General features: G+C 62.8%; 10 protein-coding genes. 6 read left to right on the top strand and 4 right to left on the bottom strand.

Features of this window, described 5'->3' with window-relative positions; all coding sequences use genetic code 11:
- The first annotated feature begins 56 nt into the window (after positions 1-56).
- From NUG20_RS01985 to NUG20_RS01960, 6 genes are all read left to right on the top strand, one after another.
- Entirely contained in the window at positions 57-797 is a 741-nt protein-coding gene (locus NUG20_RS01985) for an SDR family oxidoreductase (RefSeq protein ID WP_263396797.1), read from the top strand.
- Between the two features lie 37 nt (positions 798-834).
- On the top strand, positions 835-1,746 hold the full coding sequence (locus NUG20_RS01980; RefSeq protein WP_263396796.1) for an SDR family NAD(P)-dependent oxidoreductase: 912 nt from the start codon (positions 835-837) through the stop codon (positions 1,744-1,746).
- A gap of 111 nt (positions 1,747-1,857) precedes the next feature.
- A complete protein-coding gene (locus NUG20_RS01975; protein WP_263396795.1) occupies positions 1,858-2,076 on the top strand; it encodes a tautomerase family protein in 219 nt (72 codons plus the stop codon).
- Positions 2,077-2,231: 155 nt separating this feature from the next.
- Positions 2,232-2,738 carry a DoxX family protein gene (locus NUG20_RS01970; protein WP_263396794.1) on the top strand — a complete coding sequence of 169 codons (507 nt, stop codon included), beginning with the start codon at positions 2,232-2,234 and terminating at the stop codon, positions 2,736-2,738.
- 199 nt (positions 2,739-2,937) lie between these two features.
- Positions 2,938-4,308 carry an alpha/beta hydrolase family protein gene (locus tag NUG20_RS01965; protein ID WP_263396793.1) on the top strand — a complete coding sequence of 457 codons (1,371 nt, stop codon included), beginning with the start codon at positions 2,938-2,940 and terminating at the stop codon, positions 4,306-4,308.
- 175 nt (positions 4,309-4,483) lie between these two features.
- The gene (locus NUG20_RS01960) at positions 4,484-5,974 is read left to right on the top strand and encodes a S41 family peptidase (protein ID WP_263396792.1); all 1,491 of its coding nucleotides are present in this window, start codon (positions 4,484-4,486) and stop codon (positions 5,972-5,974) included.
- Between the two features lie 156 nt (positions 5,975-6,130).
- Here NUG20_RS01960 and NUG20_RS01955 read toward each other — a convergent pair whose 3' ends face one another.
- From NUG20_RS01955 to NUG20_RS01940, 4 genes are all read right to left on the bottom strand, one after another.
- Entirely contained in the window at positions 6,131-6,511 is a 381-nt protein-coding gene (locus NUG20_RS01955; protein ID WP_263396791.1) for a SymE family type I addiction module toxin, read from the bottom strand.
- 384 nt (positions 6,512-6,895) lie between these two features.
- Complete coding sequence (locus NUG20_RS01950; RefSeq protein WP_263396790.1) at positions 6,896-8,155, bottom strand: phosphorylase family protein; 1,260 nt, start codon at positions 8,153-8,155, stop codon at positions 6,896-6,898.
- A complete protein-coding gene (locus tag NUG20_RS01945; protein WP_263396789.1) occupies positions 8,155-8,610 on the bottom strand; it encodes a response regulator transcription factor in 456 nt (151 codons plus the stop codon). Before NUG20_RS01945 ends, NUG20_RS01950 begins: the two co-directional genes overlap by 1 nt.
- On the bottom strand, positions 8,588-12,091 hold the full coding sequence (locus NUG20_RS01940; RefSeq protein ID WP_263396788.1) for a hypothetical protein: 3,504 nt from the start codon (positions 12,089-12,091) through the stop codon (positions 8,588-8,590). Before NUG20_RS01940 ends, NUG20_RS01945 begins: the two co-directional genes overlap by 23 nt.
- Positions 12,092-12,151 lie beyond the last annotated feature (60 nt).

The raw sequence follows: 12,151 nt of genomic DNA, 5'->3' as shown, positions 1-12,151 counted from the left end.
TCAACCGGAAGAATGACGCTCCACGGGCAGTCCGCCCCTCTTCTCTGGAGCACGCCATGCGTACGCACGCATCCAAGACCGCCATCGTCACCGGCGCCTCCCGCGGTATCGGCCAGGCCATCGCCCAACGCCTGGCCGCCGATGGCTTCGCGGTCGTCGTCAACTACGCCGGCAACGCCGCCAAGGCGCAGGACACCGTGGCGGCCATCGCGGCGGCCGGCGGCAAGGCCATCGCCGTCCAGGGCGACGTCGGCAACCCCGAGGACGTCGCCGCGCTGTTCGACGCCGCGCGCCAGGCCTTTGGCCGCATCGACGTGGTGGTCAACAGCGCCGGCGTCATGCCGATGGCGCGAATCGCCGCAGACGGCCTGGCCGACTTCGACCGGGTGATCGCCACCAACCTGCGTGGCACGTTCCTGGTGCTGGGCCAGGCCGCCGCGCAGCTCGGCGAAGGCGGCCGCATCATCGCCCTGTCGACCAGCGTCATCGCCAAGGCGTTCCCGGGCTACGGCCCCTACATCGCCTCCAAGGCCGGCGTCGAAGGGCTGGTGCGCGTGCTCGCCAACGAGCTGCGCGGCAAGGGCATCACGGTCAACGCGGTCGCGCCCGGCCCGGTCGGCACCGAGCTGTTCCTCAACGGCAAGAGCCCCGAACAGATCGAGCAGAGCGCCAAGCTGGCCCCGCTGGAACGGCTGGGCACGCCCGACGACATCGCCGCCGTGGTGGCGTTCCTGGCCGGCCCCGGTGGCGGCTGGGTCAACGCCCAGGTCCTGCGCGCGAACGGCGGCTTCGCCTGAGCCGCCGCATGCGCTCCCCGTTCGAGGAACTCCTCCCATGAGCCAAGTGATCCTGGTCACCGGCACCTCCAGCGGCTTCGGTGCGATGAGCGCCCGCGCGCTCGCCGACGCCGGCCACATCGTCTACGCCAGCATGCGCGACACCGGCGGGCGCAACGCACCGCAAGTGGGGCGCGCGAAGGCCTACGCAACCGAGCACGGCGTGCAGCTGCACGCGATCGAGTTGGACGTGCAATCGCAAGCCTCCGCCGACGCGGCCATCGCGCGCATCGTCGCCGAGCGAGGGCGCATCGACGCGCTGCTGCACAACGCCGGACACATGGCGTTCGGCGCCGCCGAGGCGTTCACCCCCGAGCAGTTCGCCCAGCTCTACGACGTCAACGTACTCGGCGCGCAGCGGGTCAATCGCGCCGCGCTGCCGCAGCTGCGCGCGCAAGGCAAAGGCCTGCTGTTGTGGATCGGCAGCAGCAGCCACCGCGGCGGCACGCCGCCGTTCCTGGCGCCCTACTTCGCGGCCAAGGCGGCGATGGACGCGCTGGCGGTCAGCTACGCCGCGGAACTGGCGCGCTGGGGCATCGAGAGCTCCATCGTCGTGCCCGGTGCGTTCACCCAGGGCACCAACCACTTCGCCCATGCCGGCAGACCCGCGGACGACGCGCGCCAACACGCGTACGACGCAGGCCCCACCCGCGGCCTGGCCGACACCGCGCTGAAGAACCTCGCCGCATGCGAGCCGCCCGATGCCGCCCCCGCCAGCGTCGCGCGCGCAGTCGTCGACGTGGTGAATGCGCCCTACGGCCACCGCCCGTTCCGCGTGCATGTCGATCCTTCCGACGACGGCTGCGCAGTGGTCGCGGCAGTGGCCGACCGTATCCGTGCGGAGTTCTTGCGCCGCATCGAGTTGGGCGATTTGCTGGCGCCAGCTGCGACGTCGGCCGCGGCCGGTTGACGCTTGCGTCCAGCGCATCAGCAACGCGCCTGGCGCAACCAGCGTGCCGTGCCTTCGCTGCGAGTACCCAGAATTTTTCCAATCCTGTTTCACCACCAACGGAGCATCACCATGCCATTCGCCAACTACAAGTTCCCGGAAGGAATCCTGGACCACGCCCGCAAGGAAGAGATCATCCACCGCACCACGGCGATGTTCGTCGAGTACTTCGGCGAGGAGGTGCGTCCTTTCAGCATGGTGCTCGTCGAAGAAGTCGCGGACGGCGGCTGGGGCCGCGCCGACGAGACGCTGACGCTGGAGAAGATGGGCTTGTCGCCGAAGGGCAAGTGACGCCATCGGATACGGAAAGGCGGTGGCGGGTCATGCACGTCCGCCGCCGACCTTGCTGCCGAAAACCACGATGACGAAGTCCAGCCAACGTGCGTCACTCGTCCTTGGCAGCATGACGTCGCATCAGCGCTCGCGCATTCCCTCAAGGAGTCCCGATGAACGTCCGTACCCCATCGCCGCCGCGCGCCGCTTGGTCCGCCGCGGGCGCAAGCGTCGCGCGCCTCGAACCCGCTCTTTACGCCCTGCTGCGCATCGTCTTCGCCACAGTGCTTTTCACCCACGGCCTACCGAAGGCGCTGCGCATTCCGCACGGATCGATGCAGGACCCGATGGCCGGATCGATCGGCCTTATCCAGAACGTGTTAGGCCTTCCCTTCGCGCCGCAGCTGGCGTTTCTGGTCATGCTGCTGGAGACGGGCGGTGCGCTGATGCTGGCGATCGGCTTCGGCACCAGGCTGGTCGCCCTGCTGCTCGTTCTGCAGATGGCCGCGATCAGCTATGCACTGGGGCCGACGTGGCCCTGGCTAGACCGCGGCATCGAGTTTCCGGTCCTGATGGGCGCTCTTGCGCTGTACATGGCCGCGCGCGGCGGCGGACGCTATGCGCTGGACACGCGGCTAGGTCTGCGCAGCAAGGTGGCAGCCGCCGCTCACTCGTTATGATGGAGCGAGTTGGCCGCCGAAATATCCGGCATAAGACAGATGCGTAACAGAAAGTAGCCGCCCGCCACCCATACGCGATGCGCCCCGCCGCATTGCCTGGCGAAGACCCAACGCGCCCGACCGTCCTCCGGACCTTCGGCACTGTGCCGACCGCGACCGCGCCTGCGAGGATGCGGTTTCGATACGACAAGGCGCGACCATGCTGGGACTCATCACGGCCGCACTCCTCGGCGCGGCGCTGTCCGCGTCCACGCCCGCGCCGCCGCTGGATGCGATGCCGCACACCCGCCTGGACGCGGACCTGCGCTGCCTGCTGGGCGTGTACGCCCTGCCGGCGGGGCAGTCGGTGACCATCACCGGCGACGGCGGGAAACAGCGCGAACTCCACTACACCCTGTCGAACGGCCGCTTCGGCTCCTTGCGGCTTGACGCCAGCGGCGGCTACGGCGCCGACGCTCTGTACATCCGTTTCGCCCCCTGCCGCGCCGGCACGCTGCAACTGACCCAAGGCGAGGCGACCGCGACCGGCACCCGCCTGCGCCTGGTCGAGCAGGAGACCACCTTCCGCAGCGACGGCATCGCGCTGCACGGCAAGCTCGTGCTGCCGGTCGGCGGTCGCGCCACGGCGGCGGCCGTGTGGATCGAGGGGTCGAACAACGATCCCAGCACCGACGACAACGTGTGGCAATACGAACTGGCGCGCCGCGGCGTGGCGGTCTTCGTCTACGACAAGCGCGGGACCGGCGCCTCCACCGGCGCCCCGTCCTCGGATTTCCATGCGCGCGCACGCGACACCGCGGCCGCGGTCGAGGAAGTCCGCCGGCTCGCGCCGCGCGTGCGGCGGGTCGGGGTGATCGGCGGCAGCCAGGGCGGCTGGGTGGCGCCGCTGACCGCCACCCTGGTCCCGCTGGACTTCGTGGTGCCCGCGTTCGCGATGGCGGAAGGGCCCATCGCGCAGGACCGCGCACTGGTGGAACAGCAAGTGCGTCGCGCGGGATTCGACGACGACGCGGTGGCCCAGGCCAGGGAACTGACCGACATCACCGCACGCATCGTGCGCTCGAACATGCGCGAGGGGTTCAGGGAACTGGAGGCGTTCAAGGCCAGGCACGCCGACGCGCCGTGGCGCAACGCCATCCAGCCGCGCTCCTACACCGGCCTGTTCCTGACGCTCTCCAGCGCCGACATCCAGGCCAACGGCCCCGCGCTCGCGCAAGGCCTCACCTTCGGCTACGAACCGCTGCCCGTGATCGAGACGATCGCCCCGCGCCAGCTCTGGCTGCTCGGCGGCCGCGACCGCCAGGCGCCGAACGCCGTCACCCAGGCACTGCTCCGGCAACTGCAGCAACGCCGGCGCGATCTCGCCGTGGTCGTGTTCCCGAACGCCGACCACGGCCTGATCGAAACCATCGCCACGCCCGACGGCAAGGCGAAGACCTACGCCGCGCGCCTGTTCGACGTAACCGCGGACTGGATCGACAAGCGCAAGCTTCCGGCGGCAGAGAAGTTCATCGTGATGCCGGTCGCCGACGGCGCTACCCAGGCCAATTTCCCGCCGGGAAACCTCTAAGCGACACACCTGCGAGTGCTCCTGAGTTGAAGGAGCCCGCCCTCTGCGGCCCACGCAGCGAAGCTGTCTGCATCGCGATGCTACCCTCGCGACAGCATTGGCGAAGGCCAACGCAGCCAGTCAGTTGCCTCGCCCTTTGGCCCGCGCGCGCCCGATCACCCACCGAGCGAATACGATGAACGTCAGAGTCCTGCTTGTTCTGTTAGCGGCCATCGCCTGCATGTCGCCGCCCGTCTGCGTCGATGCGGCGGCGGCGGCTCCGGAACCAGCGCCCTCGGCGGAGGTCGCAGCGGACGTCGTGCGCGCGGATTTTGCGGTCCTGTACCGGACCTTGCGCGAGGCGCATTTCGATCTCTACGCACACCGCCCCAAGGCGGACTACGACAGGGCCTACCGCACGATGGCGGCATCGATCCGCGGCCCCATGGCGCCGGTCGCGGTAGCCACGCTGTTCCAGAAGTTCGTGGCATACGGGCGGATCGGGCACGCCCGGATCGATGCACCCATCGTTGCCTTCGTGGCGCATGTGCAGAACGGCGGCACCTTGCTGCCGCTGTTCGCGCGTGTCGATGGCGACAAGGTCCTGTTGACCGAAGCGGCGGAGGCCAGCGGCACACTACGCGCGGGCGTAGAGATCACCGCCATCGACGGCCAGCCGGTCCATGCCGTCCTGGAGCGGCTGTCGGCCTATGTGTCTGCAGAGCGTCCCTACATGGCCTTCGCACAAATGGAAGAAAGCCTTCCGGCGCTGTTGTGGCTCGACCGCGGCGCGGTCGCCTCGGTCACGGTCACGGCGACGGTTGCCGGCCAATCCGTGACCGTTCCCGTGCCGGCAGTGACCCTGGAGCAACGCAAGGCGTTGGACGCCATGTATCCGAACCCCGGCCTTGCGACCGATTTCTCCACCCGCGACTACAGGACATTGGAAGGTGGCGTCGCCTACCTGCGTCCCGGCCCGTTCTTCAACGGCGAACCGGGCGCCGACGCCGCGTCCCCCACCTATCAGGCGACGGCGTTCCTGGCATTCATCGACGACAGTTTCCGCAAGCTCCTGGCTGGCGGTGCCGACGACCTCATCATCGACCTGCGCGACAATCCCGGCGGGGACAATAGCTTCAGCGACCCGATGGTCGCCTGGTTCGCCACCCGTCCCTTCCGCTTTGCGTCCTCCTTCATGCTCAAGGCGAGTGCGACGACCAAGGCGGACTACGCGCGCCTGCGGGCCACCCATGCGCCAATCGATCCCGATTTCGCACGGCAGATGGAAGCCGAGACGCACCAGCCCAACGGCACCCGCTACCGCTACGACCTTCCCCTCGTCCAACCGCGTCCCGCCCCGCGTTACCAAGGGCGTGTGTGGATCCTAGTGAACCGTCACAGCTATTCGAACGCAGCCTCCGTCGCCGCGCTCGTGCAGGATTATGGTTTCGGCAAGGTCATCGGCGAGGAGACCGCCGACGTGGCCTCGAATTACGCGTCGGTCCAGCGCTTCACGCTGCCTGGGACGAAGCTCCCGGTCACGTACCCCAAGAGTCACTTCGTGCGTCCCAATGGCAAGGACGACGTCTCGGGCGTGCGACCCGATTTTCAGATCGACCGGCCGCCGGTCACCAGTGCCGACGATGTGGTCTTGCGCCAAGCGCTTGCCGTCATTCGGCAGCGCTAGCGCGCACCATGTCCGCGCAATGGGGCCAGCGAACTGCCGTTTCCTGCACCAGCACCGGTCGCAGGGCGCTGCCCATCGCGGCGCAGCCGCCCACATGGCGCAAGGCCAGGAGCCGCGATTGCCAGGAGCGCGCGCCGGAGCGACGACGGCACAGAGTTATACCGTGGGCGTGATCACCAGCGCGCCATCGACGATGGCGATGTGGGGCTTGCTGCCTGGCGCAAATCCTAGTTCCGCCAGCCACTGGCCGCTCAGGCGCAGGGTGGGAGTGCGCCGGCTCTGCCGACGGCCGTCTATCAACACGTCCTGGCAGACATAGCCCACCGTGCATTGCCTAGGGCAGCGCGGGCTGTGCGAACGCCTGGGTGGCAGTTCGTCTTCCGTTGGAACCGGATTGAACAGCGTTGTGCGCGACAGGTTGCCGAGGGATAACCCTAGCATCTGTGAGGTGGCAGCCGCTTCGAACGGGTTTGCTGACTTGCGGGTGCAGCGACGGGAAACAGAAGTGCTTTGAGGTGCGGCTGCTTTGCGGGACATAGATGACTCCTGAGTTAAGAGGAGTCCGCTTTCCCTGCTGCCAAGCAAGGTGGCGGACGATACGGGTTGGCAGACCGGACTCAGGGACCGGCAGGCCTTGCGGCCTCCACGTACCGCCCGCCATGAAGCGTGGGAGCTATCGCCCACGGTAACGCCGGGCAACAAAAAAGCGCCGGGCATCGAAGATGGGCGCTGGTGCGCCTGAGTGATCGGGCTGCCAAGCCCGGCTGCGTAATTTTAACGCGGCGATTCAATCCTCCTCTTTGACAAGGCCGGCGTCAACGAGATTTGTAGACGACGCAAGCTATGCCCGCGTGGAAAATCTACTCTAACACCGACATCTAAACCAAACTCGGCATCAAGGCTTGATGCCGACATCAAGCCTTATCGCCTTGAAGGTGAACCTGACCCGGTTACCTGGCTATCCACAAAATCGGCCATGAACCTGGTAAGAAATAGATCAATCGCCCGTGCGCTTGTGAAACAGGCATAGGCCTGATGGTCGTCCCCCTTATTGCTATCTGCAAAGTCACAGACACTCTTAGCCACTATGCAGAGCGGGCGCGGACTCGCGGCGTAATTTGCCGCCAAAAGCAGTCCGTAAGATTCCATCTCAATGGCACGCAACTTCCTGTTCTGCACCTCCACCCGCTCGACTACTCCGCTATCGGCAAGCACCGCCGAGCCGCAGCCCATCGGCCCTCGCACAACCCGAAATGGATTCTTGGGACGATTTGGCCACTTTTTCCAGATCGAGTACAAGGCATCAGCATCTGTTCCCAACTGATCAACTCGGGGCGGAATTCGCACATCAACGGCGATCTGGTGCGGAGCGCTCAGGAAGATTGAACCACCCTGCTCGGAGACGGCGTGTTTCCCACTCTGATAATCCCAACTGCAGTCCGCGAAAACAACGTCGCCGATCTCGGCCCGTCCAGGAACGCCCGCACAAATACCCGGCATCACGCAGACGCGAGGCCTGTAGATGCTGATCAGTTTCGACGCCAGTACGGCCGCGGACACCATGCCCATGCGCTCCGCATGGGCAGAAACGACAGAGTATGACCTGCCCGCAACATCAATTCGCCCTGGCACAACGAACGTGTTGTCATCTGCCGGCTCTGGGGCCTTCCAATTCCATTGCAGCTCGTGGATCGCCTCAAGTTCGGATTTCATCGCGGCCACCACGAGGATGTCCGTCAAGTAATTTGACGACTCTCGTTGAGACTGCTCTTCTGTGATGTAGTCGATGCACCGAACGATGGTATCGAGCCAATCATCACGGAGATCACTGGTGATTAACAGGTGCCAAGCATCTTGTCGGAACGTTTCCGCAGCTTCGCTTGCCGCGGCATCATACTCGGTCAAGCCAATAATCTTTCTTGGCTTGCGCAGCGCCCCCCCGTCATTTATCTCACCGAGCAGTTGCAGCGAGTGTTTGACATCAGGGTCATCGCTCAATCTTCCCGGGATCATAAGGTCAATCAAAAGCAGGTCGAACTTCTCGTCCTGCATAAACGATGCAGCTTCCGCCGTGCAACGCGCATTAACGATGTCGTCATGCCCAATTCGACCACTTTCCACGAGGCTCCTCACCGCTTTTGCAACGCGGCGCGAGTTGTCATCCACCAGCAAAATTCGCATTAGGCCACCATTAGCTCTTGGAGACAGGCGCCGAGCTTCACCTTCCAGTCGTCGCTCACGGCATTGTAGTAGACGCAGTCAACGAAGACCCCACTGTGTTCGCTTCTCAACGTCGTAGCGAGTTCCGTCAGATCCACTTGCTTGCCCTTATCGTGGAAGGCTTCGTACTGCGTGACGACGATGACCTTGGGCGAAAGTCCATGGAAATCGACGTGTCGCAGCACTTCCATGCCTCCGAATCCCTGCGGCCGCCCGCCACTCTCGCCCGCCCCGACGTCAAACGTCGGGAGCGACATGTCGAGTATGACAATGCTGGGGCCTTGCTCTATGAGCGCATCGATCGTTGTTCGGACCGATCTGGACACGATGATCTTGGCGTACGGAGCAAACACTTCCAGCCAGCTTCGAATACTTGACAGCTTTGGGCTCTCATCATCCGCTATTAGGATTAGCATCTTTCGGCTCCTCCTGATGGATGGATAGCGCCAGGTTTAAATAGAACTGCCCGTCGTCCCTGATCTCTATGCTCAAGCGCCCATGCTCAGACTGAGAAACAATGCTTGCAAGTTTTGGAATTCCGGAATCTTTGTCTTGCCTGGCCCGCGCCAGATAATCGGGATCGTTCAACCTTGGTTGAACCTCCGACACGCGAACCCTACCTCCTGCGATCCCTCCGGGGAACACGGCTTCGTTCGATATTTCTAGGGTGAGCACGCTCGCTTCGGCACTGTAGTCTGAAGCGATATGAATCTTCGGCTCCTTCATGTTGGATCGCTTGGCAACGTTATCGATCGCAACCAGCATGATGTCCTGCATGAATGGAAGTTGTTGAACGTTAAACGCAAGCCCCGACTTGTCGCTCACGGTTACAGATGGGTTGAAGCCAGGAGTCAACGATTGCACGTAGGTTTTTGCAATATCGCAAACATCTTCCATGGAGAAACGCACATCCTCAACCTCGATAGGCGCGAACCAATCCGCCACCGTTGTTATTGCGCGCTGCACTTCGCTTGAAGCCTGATTAACGGCTTTCAATAGGTCGGTCCGATCCTGCCCGAGATCAACGTTGGCCTCTACAGCTTTCTTCAGTTGCGCGAACAGCGTCCCGAAGTGATTAGATGTTTCCTTCGCTATCAGGTCGCACGCCACCTCAAGGGACGGATTGAGCAGCCCGCGCAGGCTGCTGAGCACGGTATCCAGAAAGGTTTCGATGGTCGTATCAGTCCTGGCCACAGCGCGAAACAGCCGATAGTGTGCAGGGCCCATTCGGGGGTCAAATATGCCCCTTGGCTTCTCCTCAGTTCTGACATGAAGCAGAACGTCCTTCAGTCGCAACAACTGACTGTCATAGGCGCGAGTAAACCCAAGAAAGGCGGCTTGCAGCTCGAGGGGATTTCGAGATTGCGCGATGGCCCTTTCCCATCGGGTGTTCTCCTTATAGCGGCCATCAGAGTGCTGCTGAGTGATCAGTGCCTCAGCCTCCACCGGCGCGCGCAAATAGCCAACAATGGATCCGTGTCTGATGCGCTTGCTTAGGTAGCTGTCGAGCCCATGGGGCACATCGAAGAGAAATCTCGCCTTTGCGACATTGACCATTGAGATCAGCAGTTCGTCCGCTTCGCTCTCCTGCACAGTCAACCAGAGCCTCGCGGCGAGCTCCGGCTTCGCCAGTTCCCGTAAGAGTGAGTCGAAGGTTTCAGCCGGCGACTCTCCATCCTTACTCAACTGAAGATACCGATTGAAACTGTCCGCCAAATCGCGACGGAGAATCGATCTGAGCGCCGGGGTGTCCACGTGGACCCTGCTGGCGTCAATTGTCTTCAACCCCTGGTTGACACGAATCTCCTTTGAGATAGTAGCGAGCTGATACTTGTACTCGTTAGCATTGATTGGGTCTAGCTGGACGAGCCTCGCGTAGATGTCGCGCCGCTCCTCAAGTACCGCTTTTGAGCTGGGTAGCGTTCTAAGCATGTCCAGGACGTCCGTGCTACAAGCGTTTCTCAAAAAGTAGACGACCTCTTCCGGCTCGACGTCCTTCAACGAATGCGGCAGCAAGGATGGGCGGTCAACGCCGTGCGCGGCGAGTACCTTCTGAAGCGCGAAGATCCTGTTGGTGCGGGTCTTATCCGTCGTATCAATCTCGCCAAGTGCTGCAAGCGCATTGGAAAGCGCCACACGCTCGGCAAGGGGTGCCATCTCCCTCCATGGAATGCCCTCAAAGACGAGTTGGATGGGGAGCGAATCCGGCTTCCGGCCCACAACGGACAGTTCTCGACTCAGGAGGTTCACCGCGCTTCTCAAATCTCCGGTCACGCCGTAGGCCGATAGCGCAATCATTGCCGAGGTTCGCGCCATCATTTGAACGGGTGACCTCAGCGATTCTGCGATCCGAACGCCAACCTCCTCGTATTTCCCGGCGTTGTAACTAGCACAGCCACGCGCGAATGCTAGAGCATGATCTTCAAGAGAGTCATCACTTGTGCTTTGGCGGTCCAGCATCATCATGGCCCAGCCGCGAGTCGGAGACAGGCTCAACTTGTCTAGGTACTGCCGCGCGACGGTTGGCGAGGCTGCGTTCGAGACCACATCCAGCAAAGAGATGTGCTGGCAGTTGAGCGCTGCCAACTTGAGATTTCTCAGGTAGACCTGCGGAGTGCTCGAACGTTGCGCCTCATATAGCTCCAACGTCGCTTGCGCGAACGGCAGCCCTGAGTAGACTGCGCCCATCTTCCATGCCAGGTCCGCTGAATCCGCGGAACCAATTAGGCGGAATGGTTCGGACTGGATTGCAAGGGCCTTGGAGACCCTCAGCTCCAGTCCTGCCGCCTCATCTCTTGGCCTCCATTTGCACGGATGCATTACCGACTGCAGAAGGCTCCTTACCAGCGCAGTTGCGATGGAGCGACTGATAGGGGGCGAGGACCTAGTGGCAGCTTCCCTGTATGCAGGCCGGTACTGACCCAGTAGCGCGAGATCCAGCGCCCGGCTGTCCAGGACTTCACAGTTGGGCATCCCAAATCCAAGGCCTAGTGCCGCCGCGAGCTTATCCAGCCTGAAGTCATTGAATTCCCCCAAGCGGGATACGGCGTCTTCTACGCGCTGCCGCACGCCGATGTTAGGGGAGGTTACTGTCAAGCGCTGCAGCGCGGCAATGAACGTCTCATACATATCAAACACATGATGGTTCTGTTCAACCCTGAGAATTGCCGCTAACTCTCGCTCAGCGCTGGGCCAAGCGCCGGCCAGTCTGTACTGCAGGTAGACCTGAATGTCCGCGCGCTCACGGTTTACCAGCCGTCGAGCCGTGTTCTCGACATACCAGCCAATAGGAACGGACTTCTCTGCGCGCTGCGACAGATGTCGAACACAAACAGGAAGGACGGCCTTTCTAAACCGCGCCCGAATCTTGGACGCATATTCCTTCTGAGCATCGTCACCGCCCAGTTCCTGAAGCAAAGCGACGGTGAGGCTCATTGACCAAAGCGAAACTCCAGCCAGGCCTTCTACAGCTTCAACCTCGGCTAACGCTTGCGCGAAGCTGCCGATAACGATCAGTCGCTCAATCTCCTGCTTTTTAGCAAGAAACAAGCTGAGAAGGTCACGTTCAGCGAGCAGTCGCCATGAGAGCCAGTGGATCTCAAACTTCAGCGATCTAGGCTCTGTGGACTGGAGCAACGTGAGATAAGAGTAGCCGATCGGAATACGTGCGAATCGCTTGTTCTCGAACGTGGTTAAGCGACGCATTTCCTCAAAGAAACCACCAACACCCGAAGTCGATACTTTCGTGCGGGCCTGCAACAGCGCATTGCTGAGCCCTTGGCGATATTGGTGCGCCCGCAGCTGGCGCTCGGTCTCCGTATTCTTCCGGCCCTCTCGAGAGCGCGCTACTACGCCGCTGATTAAAGAGATGGGCCGTTTTCTTTCCTTCGCTTTCAAACCAGCTCCTGCGCCTTACCCCTTCCCGCCGGCATAGACTACGCCATGCCAGCGGGAACA

The sequence above is a fragment of the Xanthomonas sp. CFBP 8443 genome (assembly GCF_025666195.1).
Taxonomy (GTDB): Bacteria; Pseudomonadota; Gammaproteobacteria; order Xanthomonadales; family Xanthomonadaceae; genus Xanthomonas_A.
The sequence above is the reverse complement of the archived record's forward strand: the minus strand, read 5'-3'. Positions and strand labels throughout refer to the sequence as shown.

Excerpts from the sequence above, each read along its gene's own strand:
- NUG20_RS01985 (WP_263396797.1), top strand. The coding sequence starts at position 57 with ATGCGTACGCACGCATCCAAGACCGCCATCGTCACCGGCGCCTCCCGC.
- NUG20_RS01980 (WP_263396796.1), top strand. The coding sequence starts at position 835 with ATGAGCCAAGTGATCCTGGTCACCGGCACCTCCAGCGGCTTCGGTGCG.
- NUG20_RS01975 (WP_263396795.1), top strand. The coding sequence starts at position 1,858 with ATGCCATTCGCCAACTACAAGTTCCCGGAAGGAATCCTGGACCACGCC.
- NUG20_RS01970 (WP_263396794.1), top strand. The coding sequence starts at position 2,232 with ATGAACGTCCGTACCCCATCGCCGCCGCGCGCCGCTTGGTCCGCCGCG.
- NUG20_RS01965 (WP_263396793.1), top strand. The coding sequence starts at position 2,938 with ATGCTGGGACTCATCACGGCCGCACTCCTCGGCGCGGCGCTGTCCGCG.
- NUG20_RS01960 (WP_263396792.1), top strand. The coding sequence starts at position 4,484 with ATGAACGTCAGAGTCCTGCTTGTTCTGTTAGCGGCCATCGCCTGCATG.
- NUG20_RS01955 (WP_263396791.1), bottom strand. The coding sequence starts at position 6,511 with ATGTCCCGCAAAGCAGCCGCACCTCAAAGCACTTCTGTTTCCCGTCGC.
- NUG20_RS01950 (WP_263396790.1), bottom strand. The coding sequence starts at position 8,155 with ATGCGAATTTTGCTGGTGGATGACAACTCGCGCCGCGTTGCAAAAGCG.
- NUG20_RS01945 (WP_263396789.1), bottom strand. The coding sequence starts at position 8,610 with ATGCTAATCCTAATAGCGGATGATGAGAGCCCAAAGCTGTCAAGTATT.